At 55.1% G+C, this 18,015-nt stretch carries 15 protein-coding genes; 6 read left to right on the top strand and 9 right to left on the bottom strand.

The features are described 5' to 3' along the window. Positions 1-15 precede the first annotated feature (15 nt). The 4 genes from CP97_RS16270 to CP97_RS03100 all read right to left on the bottom strand — a co-directional run bounded on the left by CP97_RS16270 (position 16) and on the right by CP97_RS03100 (position 3,508). Positions 16-270 (bottom strand): OB-fold domain-containing protein, encoded by a 255-nt coding sequence (locus CP97_RS16270; protein WP_161485432.1) that lies wholly within the window; start codon positions 268-270, stop codon positions 16-18. A 169-nt stretch (positions 271-439) separates the two neighbouring features. Then, entirely contained in the window at positions 440-1,624 is a 1,185-nt protein-coding gene (locus CP97_RS03110) for a thiolase family protein (RefSeq protein ID WP_048884747.1), read from the bottom strand. Between the two features lie 38 nt (positions 1,625-1,662). Beyond that, a complete protein-coding gene (locus CP97_RS03105; protein ID WP_227819656.1) occupies positions 1,663-2,208 on the bottom strand; it encodes an aromatic-ring-hydroxylating dioxygenase subunit beta in 546 nt (181 codons plus the stop codon). A 1-nt stretch (position 2,209) separates the two neighbouring features. Further along, a complete protein-coding gene (locus tag CP97_RS03100; protein WP_048884746.1) occupies positions 2,210-3,508 on the bottom strand; it encodes an aromatic ring-hydroxylating oxygenase subunit alpha in 1,299 nt (432 codons plus the stop codon). 471 nt (positions 3,509-3,979) lie between these two features. Between CP97_RS03100 and CP97_RS03095 the strand changes: the two genes are divergently transcribed. Next, positions 3,980-5,614 (top strand): AMP-binding protein, encoded by a 1,635-nt coding sequence (locus CP97_RS03095; RefSeq protein WP_227819655.1) that lies wholly within the window; start codon positions 3,980-3,982, stop codon positions 5,612-5,614. Positions 5,615-5,625: 11 nt separating this feature from the next. Here CP97_RS03095 and CP97_RS16445 read toward each other — a convergent pair whose 3' ends face one another. From CP97_RS16445 to CP97_RS03065, 5 genes are all read right to left on the bottom strand, one after another. Continuing rightward, positions 5,626-6,009: a 2Fe-2S iron-sulfur cluster binding domain-containing protein gene (locus CP97_RS16445; RefSeq protein WP_227819654.1), complete on the bottom strand. Its 384-nt coding sequence runs from the start codon at positions 6,007-6,009 to the stop codon at positions 5,626-5,628. Next, positions 6,006-6,347, bottom strand: coding sequence for a non-heme iron oxygenase ferredoxin subunit (locus CP97_RS03085; RefSeq protein ID WP_227819653.1), 342 nt, complete (start codon positions 6,345-6,347; stop codon positions 6,006-6,008). The genes CP97_RS16445 and CP97_RS03085 overlap by 4 nt, the downstream gene beginning before the upstream one ends. A 510-nt stretch (positions 6,348-6,857) precedes the next feature. Then, complete coding sequence (locus CP97_RS03075; protein WP_161485431.1) at positions 6,858-9,242, bottom strand: TonB-dependent receptor; 2,385 nt, start codon at positions 9,240-9,242, stop codon at positions 6,858-6,860. Between the two features lie 500 nt (positions 9,243-9,742). Continuing rightward, the gene (locus tag CP97_RS03070; protein WP_048884743.1) at positions 9,743-10,399 is read right to left on the bottom strand and encodes a TetR/AcrR family transcriptional regulator; all 657 of its coding nucleotides are present in this window, start codon (positions 10,397-10,399) and stop codon (positions 9,743-9,745) included. A gap of 210 nt (positions 10,400-10,609) precedes the next feature. Next, positions 10,610-11,131, bottom strand: a complete 522-nt coding sequence (locus tag CP97_RS03065) for a MarR family winged helix-turn-helix transcriptional regulator (RefSeq protein ID WP_227819652.1) — start codon at positions 11,129-11,131, stop codon at positions 10,610-10,612. Positions 11,132-11,187: 56 nt separating this feature from the next. Here CP97_RS03065 and CP97_RS03060 point away from each other — a divergent pair, with 56 nt between their 5' ends. The 5 genes from CP97_RS03060 to CP97_RS03040 all read left to right on the top strand — a co-directional run bounded on the left by CP97_RS03060 (position 11,188) and on the right by CP97_RS03040 (position 17,980). Continuing rightward, a complete protein-coding gene (locus CP97_RS03060; RefSeq protein WP_048884742.1) occupies positions 11,188-12,072 on the top strand; it encodes an alpha/beta fold hydrolase in 885 nt (294 codons plus the stop codon). Continuing rightward, a complete protein-coding gene (locus CP97_RS03055) occupies positions 12,069-13,202 on the top strand; it encodes an HlyD family secretion protein (protein ID WP_048884741.1) in 1,134 nt (377 codons plus the stop codon). Before CP97_RS03060 ends, CP97_RS03055 begins: the two co-directional genes overlap by 4 nt. A gap of 2 nt (positions 13,203-13,204) precedes the next feature. Continuing rightward, positions 13,205-14,758, top strand: coding sequence for an MDR family MFS transporter (locus tag CP97_RS03050; RefSeq protein ID WP_048884740.1), 1,554 nt, complete (start codon positions 13,205-13,207; stop codon positions 14,756-14,758). A 7-nt stretch (positions 14,759-14,765) separates the two neighbouring features. Then, positions 14,766-16,226: an efflux transporter outer membrane subunit gene (locus CP97_RS03045; RefSeq protein ID WP_048884739.1), complete on the top strand. Its 1,461-nt coding sequence runs from the start codon at positions 14,766-14,768 to the stop codon at positions 16,224-16,226. Between the two features lie 218 nt (positions 16,227-16,444). Beyond that, positions 16,445-17,980 carry an ABC1 kinase family protein gene (locus tag CP97_RS03040; RefSeq protein WP_053106514.1) on the top strand — a complete coding sequence of 512 codons (1,536 nt, stop codon included), beginning with the start codon at positions 16,445-16,447 and terminating at the stop codon, positions 17,978-17,980. The last annotated feature ends 35 nt before the right edge of the window (positions 17,981-18,015 follow it).

The raw sequence follows: 18,015 nt of genomic DNA, 5'->3' as shown, positions 1-18,015 counted from the left end.
AACCTCATCCCTTTTTCACCGAAGCGCTATTTCGCTCTCAGGTGTCTTTAAGTAGTCAAAATACACGGCTCCGTCACTTGCGCTTGCGAATTTTACAGAATCTCCAACGGCGGGCATGCCCGTCTCGTTCTTGTCGAGAAGCGCTGCGAGCCGGCAGCCTTCATCAAGCTCAACGAACAAGATGACATAAGGCGCTTCCAATTTCGGCGTGTAATTGATGTGATTAACCGCAAAGGAATGAACCCGTCCCCTGCCAGCGGTTTCGCCCAATTCAAGAGGTCCCGAGCATGCGGGACAGATCCGCGCGGCATAGTCCGTCACGCCGCAGCCGTTCGAACATTGCAAACAGCAAAGAGTGCCAGCCTCGGCCCGCTCCCGGATTTCGCCAACGAAGGGTCCGTTTTCCGTCAGGGGTGATATGCCAATACGATCCGCCATTTTACAACTGCCTGTGTGGGCTGACGGTCATTGCCGCATGATATTCCATCCGACCGCCAAAGCCTGTGGCAAGTCCGACATCATTATTGGGCACCTGGCGCTCACCCCCATGACCGCGCGCCTGAATAACCGCCTCATGAACTGGCGTCATTCCCTGGAGATAATAGGATGAAAGATGCCCACCCCCGGTATTTATCGGCAGTTGGCCGCCGGGCCGCGTCGCGCCGCTGGCGATCATTTCCCCTGCCTCACCCGGTTGACACAATCCATAATTCTCAAGGGAGAGAATTGTGCTGATGCTGAAAGGGGCATAGAATTCGCAATAGTCGAATAATGCTGGCGTCGCGCCAATCCCGTTCAACAGAGTTCGAGCCGCAATTTCTGCGCCAGTTAGTGTTTCCGGCTCATTACCGGCGAAATGTCGGGCCCCGGAATGACCTTGTCCGAAAGCATGCAGATAGACAGGTGGATTGGGGCCGTCCTCCGCATCCTGCGCTGCGCTAACCAACACCGCTACAGCGCCATTCACTGGATAAGCGCAGTCAAACAACCTCAACGGCTCCACAATCCAGCGGGAATTGAAATACTCGTCCTCACTCAGCGGATCACGGAGAAACGCCTTGGGATTATGCGAGGCCCATTCCCTGTCTGCCGCAGCTGATGCATATAGCGTGTGTGAATCAGCGCCATGAAGGTGGAAATAGCGCTGGGCCGACAGTGCGAAGCCGCTTGTCGCACCGATCAGGCCATTCCACTCATCCCACCCGGGCAGACCTGTCATGTCCATGGATATGGAATAGGAGGCACCTGCACCAGCGGCGCCTACAGGTGCATCGGCGAAAACACACAGTACATTGGTCGCCGTGCCGGCCGCAATCGCGGCACTGGCATATTGGATCATCTGTATCGCAGAACTGCCTTCCGCTTCGATACTCGCCAGCAAGGACAAATCGCCCAAGCAGAGATCGCGTTTCAGATGGAGCGGGAGGACACTACCATCTTCGATCGGGCTCCTGTTCAGCAACAGCCCATCAATTGCACTCATGTCAATCGCACGATCAGCAACAGCAGCAAGACAAGCCTCAACGGCCAGAACCCTGGGCGTCGAGCCGGGTTTGCGGGAAAATGCGCTTTCTCCCAGCCCGGTAATGGCTGCCTTTGCTGAATTTTTCCTGAGTGTATTCATTGTGTTTTTGCGATAATCCGGAAATTGCCTCCCAGGCTTTAGATGATGAAGGAGAGACCCCGAATGGGCCCTTCAGAATTAAGCAGGAAGATGTGCTTGGCGAACATTTTCAGTTCGCCGTCCTTTTCCCGCAGCTTATGTAATACGCGCGCAGGCCATACTTCCATCTCTTTAACCGCCTGAAGCCTGTATTCATAAAGAACGACATTTGATCGGACGAGATATTCATCATTGCCCGTGGCTTCGATTTCAATGTTCGAGATGACCCGGCGCATGCGAGAAGGCGGCAATTGCGCATGCCGAACACCGGTATTCAACTGGCGAATGCGAGTGGCAAGACGCGCACGGTTGTCATTGAGAAGCGAAACCTGATCGGATTCCTGCTTCTGATCTTCTTTGACAGGCACCCAGTAATGCATATCATCGTCAACCAAGGCCTCCCATTCAGAATAGCAGGATTCATCAGCGAGCCGCGCCTCCTTGAACAAAAATTCTTCAATCCGCACACGCTCTTCAATTGTAACCATGGCCTCGCCATCCTCAGTATATTTAGTGTGTTTGCCGATACGCTCGGCCGCGATCAAATTACGCTACAGCGACTGCCGGAGACGGCTGCGGATCGGATGCCAGCATGACTTTCTTGTAATGACGCCAGAAACCACGGTTTGAGGTTTCGTCCGTGAGATGGCCGACAACAATACCGGATTCATCCGTGACTTCCCGTTCGGATCCACGGCTTAGATCCAGCCAGCCACCCTCGCCGGCCAGGGCACCTTGCGTACGCTCAGCGATGACGCAATCGTCGGCGAGGAGGAAGGCGGTCGGCCCAAGCGCACCCTCGGACTGGCGCAATATGCGATGATTGACATCGTCATCGACGCCCTCGAGATACATCGGCGTGTGTATATGCAGACAGACCCCGGGGCTTACGGGTTCAAACCGTCCAATGTTCATTTCGCCGAGGAACAGATTGGGAAAGATGACTGCATGCGGCGGCCCATCCAGAAGGATGCTCTCGCCCTTTTCAGCACCATAGGCATCCGTCATAGCCTTGGTATATGCAGGATAACGATCTGCAGCGCACCCGAACCACTCCAGCGACTTTGTGTATGACGGAGAGAAGTTCAGCTCGGTATGGCCGTTGCCCCAATCCTTCGCTTGCGATTTGAGGCTTTCCTCATCCTGCAGCACAGCCTCATCGTAATTCGACCGGATCGCCTGGGCGAAAGAGGGGTGCACGAAGTTAACGTGATAGCCGTCCGTGTCGTTTTCCGGCAACATTTTCCAGTTGCAGTTAAACCGGTGGGTAATCCATCCGCCCGAAAGCCTTAGGCGGCCTACAGGAGACATTTCTGCTGCCTGATCGATCAGCGCGGTCGCTTTACCCAGGTGGTCGAGCAGCGAAGGCACATCAGCATTGTACGATGCGAAAACGAAACCGCGATAGCTATCTACCTTTGGCAAACGCTCAAGCCCGTGGCATGCAAAGTCCCCCTTGAAACCAGCGGGATATGGCACGTCAATCAGAGCGCCCTTGGTGTCGTAAGCCCAGCCATGATATTGACACACAAGCGCCTTGGCGGTGCCGCTGTCTTCTTGGCAAATAATGTTTCCGCGATGCGCGCAGCGGTTTTCAATGACGGAAATTTCGCCATCTCGCGCCCGAATCGCAAAGACCGGATCGCGTCCGACGTTGCGCCTTACAAAATCTCCAGGGCCCGCAATTTCCGATTCGTGACAAATGAAGACCCAGCCGTTGCGGAAGATGGACGCCATTTCATCTTCGAACACATCATCATCGGTGTAGAGGGAGGAATGAACGCGATCATCGGTGATCAGATCTTCATAACCATTGGCTCTGGATGCCTGAGTTTCATTTTGCATGTCGTGCTCTCCTCGGGGCGCTGTGCATTCATTGCAGGACCGAAACCTGCGAGTTACTAATTGATCGCTTGGTTAGTTTGTTAGATTGGGATAGCAATGCTGTCAAGGACCATCTCGTTATCAAAACTCTTGCCGGGATATTGAGCGAGGCGCACACGCCGCTTTGCCCCGCCCCTACGCGCTGCAGTACTGATTTTACTGCCAGAAATCTGGTGCTGGATCGGTAGGATGTTTCCGTCTGTGCAACGTTTCGGAGATCCGCCGATGAGAATTGGTCCATGTTTTGATCTGGGTTGACAAAAGACTTCGGCCACTTAAGCGTGACAAATATCACAACGAACCCGTCGCCATGAAGCATTTGCATTATCGACACCTTACGTCAGGGCGCGATATATATAGTTAGATAGTATGAATGTTCTAAAATTTGCCGTACTTCTTAGAACTACCCAATATTGTTAAGGGAATTGGATTTTGCCTAGTAATATTAATTCAGGAAATCTGGTCACATCTGCCAACTTCTCTTCTTTAACTCCTTTGAGTTTCTTGAGGCGAAGTGCACAGGTATTTGCTGATCGTCCTGCCGTCATCTTTGGCACGCAAAGCTGGACCTGGTCGCAGTTTTCTGCCCGGTGCCATAATCTCGCTGGCGCACTTGCAGGCGCGGGATTGCAAAAAGGTGAGACAGTTTCAATTCTGGCAGACAATATCCCTGCGGCGCTGGAGGCGTGTTACGGAATCCCCATGGCTGGGGGTATCATCAATGCGATCAATACCCGACTTGATGCAGAGGCAGTTGCCTTCATTATCGAGCATGCCGAAGCCCGCGTATTCCTCGTCGACAGACATTATTCGCAGGTCGTAGGCGAAGCGATAGCGAAATCCTCGCGCGACATTCTGGTGGTTGATATTGAAGATGCGGAAGCAGGGAGCGCACCGGAATTTGCGGATTGTTCTTATGAAGACTTTCTGAAAACCGGGGCGGAAGCAACGCTGCCAGAGTTTGATTTAGACGAATTGGATCCAATTGCGCTCAATTATACATCGGGGACCACGGGCGATCCGAAGGGGGTATTACTGCACCATAGGGGCGCGTATCTGAACTCCGTCGGCAATTCGCTTGCCTGGGAAATGCCTCGTTTTTGCGTCTATCTGTGGTCCCTGCCGCTCTTCCATTGCAACGGCTGGTGTTTCCCATGGACGATTGCGCTTCAGGGTGGCGTCAATGTCTGCGTCCGCGGCGTGGACCCACAAAATCTACTCAGTCTCATTGACGAGCATAGCGTGACCCATCTGTGCGGAGCGCCCATCGTCGTTCGCATGCTGGTTGATGCCGCAGATGCTGCAAATAGAACAGGCAGCGCTCCTCTGTCGATCATGACAGCCGGCGCCGCACCGCCTTCTGCATTGTTGGAAAAAGCGCAAGCCTCGGGCTTCGAGATTACCCATACATATGGCCTTACCGAAGTTTATGGTCCCTGTTCTGTTTGCGAATGGCTTCCTGAATGGGACGAATTGCCCGCCGATGATCAAGCGGTTTTGAAGGCAAGGCAGGGCGTCGGCTATCCTATGGTCGAAGAAGTTGCCGTATTAGATCCGGAAACCATGCAGCCAGTTCCCCAAGATGGCGAAACGATTGGCGAAGTGATGTTCCGCGGCAATGTTGTCATGTCAGAATATTACAAGAACCCTCAGGCTACAGAGAGCGCGCTTGCCGGGGGATACTTCCATAGTGGCGACCTCGCTGTCTGGCATCAGGGCGGATACGTAGAGATCAAGGACCGCTCCAAGGATATTATCATTTCAGGCGGAGAGAACATCTCCAGCATCGAGGTGGAGGGGGTCTTGTACAAACATCCTGCGGTGTCTGCAGCCGCAGTTGTGGCCGCTCCTCATGAAAAGTGGGGTGAAACACCGCACGCCTTTATTGAGACAGCTCAGGGGAAGGATGTTACGCCCAGCGAAATCATCGAATTTTGCCGTGATCGCCTGGCACATTTCAAATGCCCGACTCGCGTAACCGTTCAAGAATTGCCGAAAACCGCAACCGGCAAGATTCAGAAATACGAACTACGTGAGAAAGCGAAAGCCGTGGAGCCAGCGGAGTAACTAGGCGAAGGTCAGGGGGTGAGTTTCCAAGACTTGCGCATTGCCCCAACCACGGCGATCTCCAGGTCTTCCTTGGCAAAGGTCTTGCACGCCAAGGCGTACCCCTTGTCCATCTCTTCGCGCGAGATTGCGCTTAGGCTCATCTTCCCAGCCTTGTATTGACCGGCATCGATCTTGATCTTGCAAACGCCGCAGCCGCCGCCGTGACACCCCGAAGGAATCCGTTTGATGCCATGTCTGACCATGGCAGCAAGAACACTCTCCCCTTCCTTGCAGGATGCAGAGAGATCGATTTCTGGAATGGTGATGCGATAGGTCTGCGATCCACCATGTGTAGCGGACGCGAGCGGATCATTCGCTGCTGCGTCATCCGCGCCTTGGTTGGCCCGCGTCAATGCGCGCCCTGATCGCTGATTCTGCCTGAAGAAAGGTCGACCAGCACAGCACCATCTTCGACCTTTACATCGAAAACCTTGACCGGTTTTGTCGCCGGGAGTTTGTCTGGCCAGCCCGTCTTCAGATCGAATGCAGAACCGTGGAGGACACATTCCAAATGGCAGTTCTCTATTATGCCCTCGGCAAGGCTCCAGTTACCATGCGAGCACCTGTCCGAAATTGCATAGAATTCGCCTTCTGAATTACAGACGGCGATCGCGTCTTCGGATCCTTCTGGCAGGAACCGCATTACGTCACCGTCCGAAATTTCAGTACTTTTGCAAACTTCAACGAACACTCATTGTTCCTCTGTAAGACACCGCAATTCAGTCGCGTGAACAGTTCACGAAGCCAATTATGCAGAGCACCATTAATCGGGTATAAACGCCGACAAAACTCTCACGACTTCCTGCTCATCATAAGACAGGCCCTTCCCAAAATTTTTTGCACCCGCACCGGAAGAATCCAGGAAATATGTGGCTTGGCAACGCATGCTACCATGACGCGTTGGCCCGATGTCAATCTTGAAATCTAAACGCGCCCTCAAGAACCCCATATCATGCTATGATAATTGAACTCCGCATAAGCTCACAGATAGGCCCGGCGGCCCTCGGAAGAGACAATATCGACACCCCGATGGTCTCGACAGGGAGTGAGTGCTTCATCCAGATCAAATACGTGCAATTGTATAAAACCTGGCCGCGATACGCATGAAAGCACTCTTCCCTCTATTCCGATCCTGCTGGCATGCGCCAGCAGGAATCTGCGATGAAATCTACTTACGTCCGACTATTGGCCTCAATGAGAATTAATAGCTGAACTGAACCGTCATACCATACGTCCGCGGTGGTGCGAATGTACCAAAGCCAATGCGATTACCGCGCTGGGTAAAGACGTGCGTGCGATAAACTTCATCAGTGAAGTTCTTGACCCAAGCCTGAACCATCCATTGATCATCAGCGGAATTCCAGGCGAGCCATGCATCTCCCACGGTGTGTGAAGGAATCACATCAAGCGGATTGTTATCGACATTGGTGTAAGCCAGGCTTTGATATCTGCCGCTGACATTGGCGGTCAAGCTGCCTGAATCTCCGCCCAGATCGGCCTCATATTGAATATGGCCACCAACGCTATGCTCAGGGGCTTGGCGCAAGTCATTCCCCGAGAAATCGCCACCACCGGAAATGTCCGGAGTGCCAAAGAAATCAGCGAAGGTTGCGTCGAGGTATGAGTAGAAGCCACCAATCTCAAGATTGTCCGTCAGCAGAGCAGTGAACTCGGCTTCAAAACCCTTGATCTCGGCATTCGCGGCGTTTTCGGTAATGAACTCCCCTGCAACCGAGCCCGCCGGCTGGAAGAAGCGAGTGACCTGAAGGTCCTTATAATCGACGTAGAACGCGGAAAGGTTGACGCGCAAACTACGATCAAAGAAATCGCCCTTCAAACCAACTTCATAGTTGGTAGCCTCTTCAGGTTCAAACGGTGTAGTAGCGCCCTCGGCTGTTGTTGCGGAGCCGGTAAAGCCACCACTCTTGAAGCCGGTTGATATGGTACCATAGGCCATAACATCGTCGGCAATTTCGTAATCCAGCGCCACTCTCCAAGAGAAATTCTCCCAGCTATCCTCTCCTTCTGTGGGAGGAAATGCGGACAGGACGAGCTGCAAGTCTGGCGAAGTCGCCATCTCGTTAAATGCGACGATCTCTTTTTCTTCGTAGGAATAACGACCGCCAAGGGTCACGGACAAACGATCCGTCAATTCATATCCCACTTGGGCATAGGTGGCCACGGCCCATCCGTCGAACAGCATGGTAGCGATCGCCAGATTGGGATCGAGCGACGCATCAGCCAGCGCGGTGAAGAAAATGCCTTCAGAACGATTGATCTGCTCGCTCGTGGCAAACGCACCGACCTGCCAGTTGAAGCGGCCGGGGTTGGAGGCAAGGCGCACTTCTCCGGTGAACTGCTCAGAATCTTCCCACACAATGTCACTGTTGTCGAAAGTGAACCCGATGCTCGGATCACCCAACAGAAGATCGTTGGGATTTCCGTTCGATCCCGTCAAATCCACTGGCGGCGAAGGGGGCAGTCCAGTGTCGTCATGTGTGAAGTAATAATCAGATTCGCGATACGCTCCGCTAAAGGTGAGGGTACCAAAGGAAAATTCGTTGGTGAGCTCTAATGTCACACCGAAGGCGTCACGTTCGCCGCCATTGTCCTCTTCGCCCAGATAGGTGCGAACCGAGTCAGCGCCGCCCAGAGCGATATCGACAGCGATAGGATCGGATGCGCAACCGCAGTCGTGAAGCGGGCCGGTCGAACCGATGGGCTGGCGGTTGATATTGCCTAGCTCTTCATCGACACCATCAAAGGAAAGCAGAACCTCCAGAGTGTCCGTAGCTTCCCACAAGGTCTGCGAACGCCAGGCAAACTGGTTATTTCCGCCGATCTGTGTGCTTTGGGCCGGAGTGCGCCAGGGCTGTTCGTCCTGACCTGGAATGATCCATTCATCATAACCGCCAAAGGCCCTGCGGCTGAAAGAGAACTTCGTGAAGAGATTATCTGCCAGCGGCACATTAACCACGCCTGCAGTATCGAACTGATCGTAATTGCCGACAGTCTGACGCAATCTTACACGGAAGATATCATCGGGCTTCCGGGTTACGTAGTTAATAACGCCGCCGATCGAATTCTTACCAAAGAGAGTGCCCTGAGGTCCTCGCAGAATTTCCACGCGTTCGAGATCGAAGATATCGATGTTTGATGCTGATCGGGCTGCGATATAGACGCCATCGACCATCACCAGAGTGGAGTCAGATGCACCCGCGCCATCTTCCTTCGTGCCAACGCCACGGATCGAAATTTCCGGCTGACCAGGCTGGAATGTATTAAATGTAAGCCCCGGTGTTAACTGGGCCAAATCGGTAGTTGATGTGACTTGCCCGTTTTCCAGGGCATCACCCGCAAAAGCGGAAATGGCGACGGGAACGGACTGAACCGATTCCTCGCGCTTCTGGGCTGTAACCACGATCGTGTTAAGCCCGCGCTCTTCACTACGCGTTTCAACCTGGGCGGCTTCAGCCGCCTCTGGATCTTGATCCTGGGCAAATGCAGCAGCGGGCACCAGCGCGACAGGCGCACAGGCAGCCAGTAGCGCGCCCCGAATCGCTACAATGGACGTAGAAGCACTCATTTTCATAATTCTCTCCCCTCAGGCATGGAAAGCGGCCGCTCTCAACGACTGCCCCATGTGTTTGACCAAGCGCTCAATGAGACATCGAGATTGGTTTGTCAAATATTCAACCACCTGATGCATGTTCGATGCCATGTGGTTCGTCATGCCAGCCGCGTTGACAGCGCCGCACTATCAAGGCCGCCGCCCGTCAAGGCTGGCGCGCGCTTGGTTTCGGGAGGGTTGATACTAGGCGCGAAACCATAGTGCGCGATTGCTCCATGGTAGCGCCTCAAACACGGTCGCACCTGCCGTAACCCTGTTCCCGTGCATATCGTTATCAGGGTACGTCTGGCGCCGGAAAGCTCGGGGAAGGGTCTGCTGGAGCTGACCAATGTCCTACGCGCTGCGTCGGCCTTGCTCATCAGGCTGACACAAACTCGGTCATGCAGGTTCCGTTTATGGATTTGGCTATTGGGGCCGGATCAGGCTCTCGGCTCGAGATGAGCAAAAGGAGGGTCTCACGCCTCTGCTTTGGCGGCTTCCTCAGCCTGCTCCGCCATCAGGAGATCGCGAAATTCCGCATCTGTCATATTGAGCAGAACGGAACAAAAATGGTCGACGGTTTTGTTGAGCTGCGATTTCGTGGTCACGTCTGTCCAGACTGGTGACCAATTAAGGGCGGCAATCAACACAAGTCGGCAGTGTTCAGGACTGCTGTGAAGATATCCATGCGCCTTCAATTCAGTAAGAGATTGCATCCAGATTTCGCGATACAGCTGATTGAGACTCCGCAATCGCTGTCGGGATTCAGGAGGCAGGCTCTTCCACGCCGAAAAAGACACTTCATGCGCATCTCCCGGTCGTCCGGTGATAGCTGACAGATGCGATGCAAGAAGCGCATGAAAGCGAGAAAGGGGCCCCGTTACACCTGACAGGAATTCTTCCACGAGGACGAGGCCGGATTTCATCCCGAACGCGATCACCTCTTCGAGAAGAACTTCCTTGCTTTCGAAATAATAGAAAATGCTACCCGACGTCAGCCCAACCTCGGCAGCAATTTGCCTCACCGTCGTTCTGTCGTAGCCATTCTTGTTGAACAGACGAGCTGCCGCCTGTATCAATTTCTCTCGGCGCTTGCCATTCTGATTGTCTTCAGTTTCGTTCTGTCGCGCCATTGATGCTACACTATTCTCATTCGCCCGTCGCGTCTATCGTTCATTTTGAACGGCGACATTCTGACGGGAATATACACATCGGGCTGCGACAAATGGAAGCCCGAAGGCGGGAGGGGTGGCAAAACGCGCAGGCTTTTCGAAGGCTACGCAGTCGATCACGAGGTGACTTTATGCCGAAAAGTGCTGCCCGTGCAAACATCTGATCAGCTGTTAATTTGACGCTTCAATCTCGCGCGCAACGAGGCTTTTCGCTAAATTCCTCGACAAATCGCCCAGGGTTTTATGAAGCCTGGCTCTTTCAGACTTAGCGATGCCATTGAGCATTTTCTCGTATACGGCATCGGCTTCACGCCTCAGCTCGGGCAAGAGTTGGTGAGCGGAAGGCCGCAGGTAAATCTGCCAGACGCGCCTGTCGCTGTCCCCCTTCCGCCGCTCGACATAATTCAATTCTTCAAGACGGTCGATCGCCTGACCGATGCTGGCCCGCTCCAATTCTACGCAATGCGCCAGCTCAGTCTGCGTAAGTCCCTCTGTCCGGAACACATATGCCAATGTTCGCCATTGTGTCCGCGTGAGACTAAAGTGTTTGAGCGCGTCATCGAAGGCCTGCCGCAGCCGTCTTGGCACCTCCTCTAGCAGAAAGACGAGCTCATCGGTTTCCGTAAGGAAGCTCGCGCCTTCAGGGGCCTTGTGCTGATCTATATCCTTGGTCATTGGCATATTGATAAACATATTCGCAGGAAGATAAAGTAGTTTACTGTAAGGCAGTTTACTATATAGCGCGGCAAATGCCGACTAACGACATCAAATTTGGAGGCCTTGCGGGTCTGGAACTCATTGCGAGTGAATTCGGCCCCGGCGACGGTTTCCCGGTTTTGCTCGCGCATGGTGGCGGGCAAACCCGATTGGCGTGGACGCGGGTCGGACGGAAAATCGGGGCTGCTGGCTATCGGGCGATAGCTATCGATTTGCGCGGTCATGGCGATAGCGAGTGGTCCGCCGATGGCGCCTATGATATCGCCGATTTTGCCGCTGATCTTGTTGCGATATCCGATCAACTGGACCGGCCACCTGCATTGGTGGGGGCATCCCTTGGCGGCATGGCCGGGATGATCGCCGCGGGAGAATTGGCGCCAGACAGTTTTGCATCGCTTACGCTGGTCGATGTCGCCCCGAAAATGGAAGAAGCCGGCGTATCGCGCGTGATCGGCTTCATGCAAGCCCATATAAATGATGGCTTCGCCTCGCCAGAGGAGGCAGCGAAGGTCATAGCAGATTATCTTCCGCACCGCCGCGAACGAAAATCATCAGGCAATCTCGATCGTTACCTGAGGAAGCGTGATGATGGCCGCTATTATTGGCATTGGGACCCAAAATTCATCGAGACCCTCACCAAGTCGCGCAGCGATGGCAATGATGCTCAGGAAGACGTTCTGAAATCTCTCAGCAAGGCAGTCTCCAAATTGACGCTGCCTGTAAATTTGATCCGTGGTGGATCAAGCGACCTGGTGTCGGAAGACGCCGTAGCGCATCTGCGTGAGCTCGTGCCCGATGCGCAATATACTGATATTGCCGGAGCCGGGCATATGGTTGTCGGTGATCGCAACGACGCCTTCTGCTCAGCCATCCTCACCTTCCTCGATCAAGTACACGGAAAGAAACGAGCGTTGTGACTGAAACCGAAACCTCAGAAGACCTTGACGCGGCCAAGCGATCATCCCCCTTGAAGTCGCGCAAAGTAAGGCTGGCGCTGATTATTGGCGCTATTGCGCTGCTACTAATTGGTGCGTGGTGGTACTGGGACTATCAGACCACAGGGAAGTATTTTCAAAGTACCGACAACGCCTATATCGCAGCCGATGCGGTTATAGTGGCCCCCAAGATCGGCGGCTATGTTGATCGCGTTCTGGTTGAGGAAAACCAGGATGTGCAGGAGGGGGACCCATTGGTGCAACTTGATGTGCGGGATTACCGCGCGCAAGAAGCCCAGGTCCAGGCCCAGATAGAGGCATCGCTCGCTAATGCACAAACTGTGCGTGCGCAGATTGGCGAACAACGGGCGGCGATTTCTCAGGCACAAGCTCAACTGGCCTCTGCTCGCGCAGAGGCAGCGTTGGCAGCCGATCAACTTCGACGATACGAACCGCTGGCCGCATCGGGTGCCGAACCGCGTGAGCGACTGGACCAGCTTCGCGCCCAGGCGCGCATGGCGAGAGCGCAGGTCGATGCCAGCCAGGCCGCTTTGCGGGCTTCACAGCTACGTATCGGAACGCTTGGGGAACAGGTTGGTCAAGCTCGGTCGCAGGCCGATGCAGCGCGGGCACAGCTGGAGGCCGCACAGCTTAATGTGGAATCGACCCTGTTACGCGCCAGTATTTCCGGACGCGTGGGGGACGTTGCAGTCCGCCAGGGACAATTCGTCCAGCCGGGTACACGCTTGATGAGCGTTGTGCCTGTCGAACAGATCTTCATCGAAGCCAATTTCAAGGAAACGCAGGTCGGACTTATGCGGGTAGGGCAACCGGTGGCCATCGAAGTCGATGCCTTGTCGGACCTCGATATCGACGGCCATATCGCGAGTATTGCCCCGGGCACGGGCGCTGAATTTTCTATTCTGCCGCCGGAAAATGCGACGGGGAACTTTACCAAGATCGTCCAGCGCGTTCCTGTACGGATCGCAATTGCCGCATCGCCGGAAGTGCGCCAATTGCTCGTTCCGGGGATGTCCGTGGTTGTGACGGTAGATACCCGGTCGGCCAAGGGGCAATTGGACGATCTTCGCGAAGCAGCCGCGCAGGATTGACGATGGCGACCGACGTCCAACCTGCCAGCCGCGTCCCGGAACGTGCGGACGCGTCCGCATGGATTGCCGTTGCGGCAGGCGCCTTGGGCGCGCTATTGGCGACGCTCGATGTTTCGATCGTCAATTCGGCTCTTCCTGTCATCCAGGGAGAGATCGGCGCAAGCGTCACTGAAGGCACCTGGATTGCCACGTCTTTTCTGGTGGCGGAAATCGTTGTCATTCCGCTCAGCGCCTGGCTTGAAAGGCTTCTTGGCCTCAGAACACTTCTCTTGATAGCGGTCAGTGCATTTACGGGTTTTTCCATTCTTTGCGGCGTCGCTACCGATCTGATGACGATGGTTGTCGGGCGGACCGGACAAGGTCTGATGGGCGGCCTGTTGATCCCGACGGCGATGACGATAGTCGCCAAGCGGCTCCCGCCCAGCCAGCAACCGATCGGTATGGCGTTGTTCGGCATGACAGTGATCCTCGGCCCGGTTCTCGGGCCGCTGCTGGGTGGCTGGCTGACAGAGAATTTGAGCTGGCACTACGCCTTCTTCGTCAACGTGCCGGTATGCGGGGTCCTGTTGCTCCTGCTCCTCCTTGGTCTTCCACACGAAAAACCAGACTGGGATTACCTGCGGAATGCTGATTGGGCGGGCATTATCGGTTTGATCCTTGGTCTTGGAGGGCTGACGATCATGCTTGAAGAAGGGCACCGCGAAGAATGGTTTTCTTCAAGCTTCATCGTCAGCCTTACCGGCATCTCGATAATCGGGTTCGCCCTGTTGTTCACCGGCCAGATTTTTGCGGCAAAGCCTGTCTTGCGTCTCAAGATCCTTCTCAACCGTCAGTTCGCCAGCGTCAGTATCATGGCGCTTGCGCTGGGCATGGTGATGTATGGTTCCATGTTCGTAATTCCCCAATTCCTGTCGCTCATTTCGGATTACAACGCGTTTCAAACCGGCAAGGTCATTTTCTGGATGGGCGTTCCGGCATTCGTCATAATGCCCTTTCTTCCGGTAGTTATCCGACGGCTCGATATCAGGATTGCCGTGGGGGCCGGTATGGGTTTCATGGCCTTGAGCTGCTTCATCAGCACGAGCCTTACCGCTGAATCGGGCGGTGCAGTATTCACCGAAAGCCAGCTCCTTCGCGGCGTCGGAATGATCCTGACGATGATGTTTCTCAACCAGGCCACCATCGCATCTGTTGCCAAGGAAGATGCTGGCGATGCATCAGGAATATTCAATGCCGCCCGCAATCTGGGAGGCTCATTCGCTCTCGCGGCGCTTGCGTCGTTTCAGGATCAACGGATGTGGCTGCATAGCAGGCGGATGGAAGAAACACTTTCGCGCAACGATCCGCTGCTGCAGGATTATCTTGATGGGTTAGCGCACGCATATGGAAGCGCCGACGCCGCGATGCGATCACTAGGCGCCATAATCCAGCGAGAAGCCTTCGTCATGACATATAATGATATCTTCTGGATCATGGGCGTTGCGACCCTTTTGACGTTACCTTTGGTGCTGTTCCTTCGTCCGCTTCCCAAAGACATGTCACTGTCCATGCATTGAGGTATGAATGAAAAATCCAATTCCGTTCCTGCTGGCTTTGACCTTCCTTTCGGCATGCACTGTAGGCCCTGACTATGCCGGGCCACCGGACCTTGCCAGCGCCCGCGTTCCTGACGCCGCTTTCGCACGTCAACAGGCGGACACATCCTCGGCCATGCCATTGCTCGCAAACTGGTGGGTCGCGCTCGACGATCCCGTGCTGACCGAGCTTGAACAGATGGCGATTATTGGCAATCCGGGACTTGAGGCTGCCCAGGCGAGAATCGCGCAGGCCAGAGCTTCGGTTGAACAGGAGCGCGCCAATCGCTGGCCGACTGCTGGCGCTCAGGCAACAAGCATTCAGGCTGAAGTGCCGGGACTGGACCTCCAAACGAATAACAGCCCACCTCAAGGTGGGCCGCCAGTCGATGAGGAGAATTCCTCACTCAGCATCTATAATCTGGGACTCAGCGCCAATTGGGAGATCGATCTGGCAGGCGGCCAGCAGCGAAAGATCGAAGCAGCCAATGCGCTCGCAGCTGGGTCTGTCGCCACTGCAGCTGATGCGCAAGTTCAGCTGACGGCTGAAGTCGCACGCGCCTATATTGCATTGCGCGAGCGCCAGCTGCGTATCGCGTCACTGCGCCAGCAAGTGACCTTGCAGGAGGAAACCCTGCAATTAACAATCCAGCGTCACCAACAGGGCGCGATCGCGGCATTCCCGATAGGCCAGGCGAACAGCATTCTGCAGTCGCTCAATGCCGATCTGGCCGCGACGGAAGCCGATGCAGAGACTTATCTGAATGCACTTGCGGTCCTTGTCGGACTGGCACCGGGCAACCTTGATGATTTTCTCGCAGGGCCAGTGCCATTGCCGCTTCCGCCAGAGCAGGTGAATATCGGAGACCCCGCCTCGCTCATCGCCCGGCGGCCCGACATTCGCGCGGCTGAACGCAACCTCGCCGCCGCCACTGCAAGGATCGGTGTGGTAGAGGCCGCACGTTTCCCCAAGATTTCATTTATGGGCATTCTCGGGATCGGTGGCACTTCCCCTTCTGATGTGTTTGATCTTGCTGATCTTTCGGCCATCGCAGTGCCGCAATTGCAGTGGGGATTCCTCGATTTCGGACGAACTGCTGCGGGCATCGACCAGGCCGAGGCAGCGCAAACCGAGGCCGAAGCGCGATACCGAGAGATCGTGCTTGGAGCTTTGCAGGACGCAGAAAATTCACTGTCACGCTTTGCCCAACAGCGACGCACCGTGGCCGCGCTTGCTCTGGTGGAGCAATCGGCAACGCACTCAGCAGAGCTCAATCGACAGCGTCATGAGGCAGGGGTCATCTCGCGTGCCCATCTGAATGCAGCCGAACGAGAGCGCCTGATGGCAGAGGCGAACTTACAACAAGCGATAGCCGCATTGACCGCAAGTTATATTGCGATCCAGAAATCACTGGGTCTAGGCTGGGAAGGCCCGGATGAAGGAAGTTGAACACCGTTTGCTGATCCGTTGAAACCGAACGCCATGCCGCCCATCATACGCCGCCGAATGATTTCGATACTCCGTGTAGACAGGATGACGATTGTAGATTGTGGACATAGGGATCAGCGCAGGCTGGATTCGCTATAATGTCCCCTCGAAAGGATGAAAAATTGCCGGAGGATACAAGACCTCAGGGAGAATTAGCCCGACTTCAATACATCACCCGCATGTTCGCCAAACATGGCTGGCGTGGCGTTTCTGCAAGACTGGGCATTGATCGCACCGCTAGTGCCGAACCTTTGCCGACGCGCCCTGAAACGCTGGTGGAACTTTTGCAGGATCTTGGGCCCGTCGCAGTCAAACTTGGCCAGATTCTCGCGACACGCGACGATCTGCTCGGGCCAGAATGGACAGGCGCCCTGGCAACGCTGCAGGATAATGTGGCACCATTGCCTTACGAAGATATCGCTTCCGTCCTGCTGGAGGATCTGGGTGCTGCGCCGGAGGAGGTTTTTTCCAGCTTTGACAGGACACCGATCGCTGCGGCCTCAATCGCGCAAGTGCACGCGGCAAGGCTGAAATCCGGTGAAGAAGTGGTTGTGAAGGTCCGGCGGCCAGGCATGGCCCGAATTGTCGATGCTGACTTGCGACTTCTCAGACGGCTCGCCCGGCTGGCCGAACGCCGGATGCCAGAGGTCGCACGCCTCCGCCCCGATGAACTCTTGCGCGCCTTTTCCAAAGGTCTTTCAGATGAGATGGACCTGTCATCAGAAGCACGTGCGGCAGAAGAGTTGGGCGAATTTCTGAAAACATTGGGCATAACCGTGCCCAAGTTTTACTGGGAATACACCAGCCACAGAGTGAATGTTCAGCAGCGCCTTTCCGGCTTTTCGGTATCGGACGAAAGAGCGCTCGAGAATATCGATCCACACCTTGCGGCCACGTCCTATTCCCAGGCCGTTCTGCGCATGATCTTGTTCAATGGCCTTTTCCATGCAGACCCGCATCCGGGCAACGTCTGGGTCCAGCCGGACGGGCCATTGGCATTTATCGACTTCGGAGCAGTAGGGCGACTTTCACCGGCACGCCGCGATGAAATAGTGCGGCTCATTCTTGCCATAGCAGGCGAAAACCATGCCCAGGCGGTGGATGTCCTTCTGGATTGGGCGGGAAGGCCGGCAGTTGACCGGAGCGCCCTTGAGGACGACATCGCGGCGCTGATTGATCAGTTCAAGGGGACGTTGCTCGCCCAGATTCAGCTTTCAGCGATTTTCGAGGCGACATTTGCCATTCTGCGCACCCATCATCTGGGTTTGCCCCCTGATCTCGCGCTGATGCTGAGAACTCTACTGATTGCCGAAGGCGTCGTGCGGCGGCTTAAACCGGATTTCGACATCGCCGCGGAGCTTGCTCCACTTGCCCGTGAACTGATGCTGGAACGCCTTGATCCGCGGCGGGCGTTTGCAATCGGGAAGTCAGCAATCACCAGTGTGGCGGCACTAACGTCGAGAATTCCGGAACTTGCCGGGCACCTGGAAAGATACGCGCGGACAGGCAAAATCGAAGTTGCGGTAGAAAGTAACCCAGATGAGCTGATCGCTGCCACGATACGCAAGTCGGGGCGTCAGCTTGCTATCAGCATCGCAGCGTCAGGCATGCTTGTCGCTGCGGCGATTGTATCGCAGCAGTCGAGTGCGGTTGGTATCAGCATTGCGATCGTAGCCGTCATGGCTTTCATCGTGACGATGCTCAGAAAAACCTAAAGGGCTCTTGAGGACTAAAAAACAGGGCAAATGAG

This window comes from Aurantiacibacter atlanticus, assembly GCF_001077815.2.
Lineage (GTDB): Bacteria > Pseudomonadota > Alphaproteobacteria > Sphingomonadales > Sphingomonadaceae > Alteraurantiacibacter > Alteraurantiacibacter atlanticus.
The sequence above is the reverse complement of the archived record's forward strand: the minus strand, read 5'-3'. Positions and strand labels throughout refer to the sequence as shown.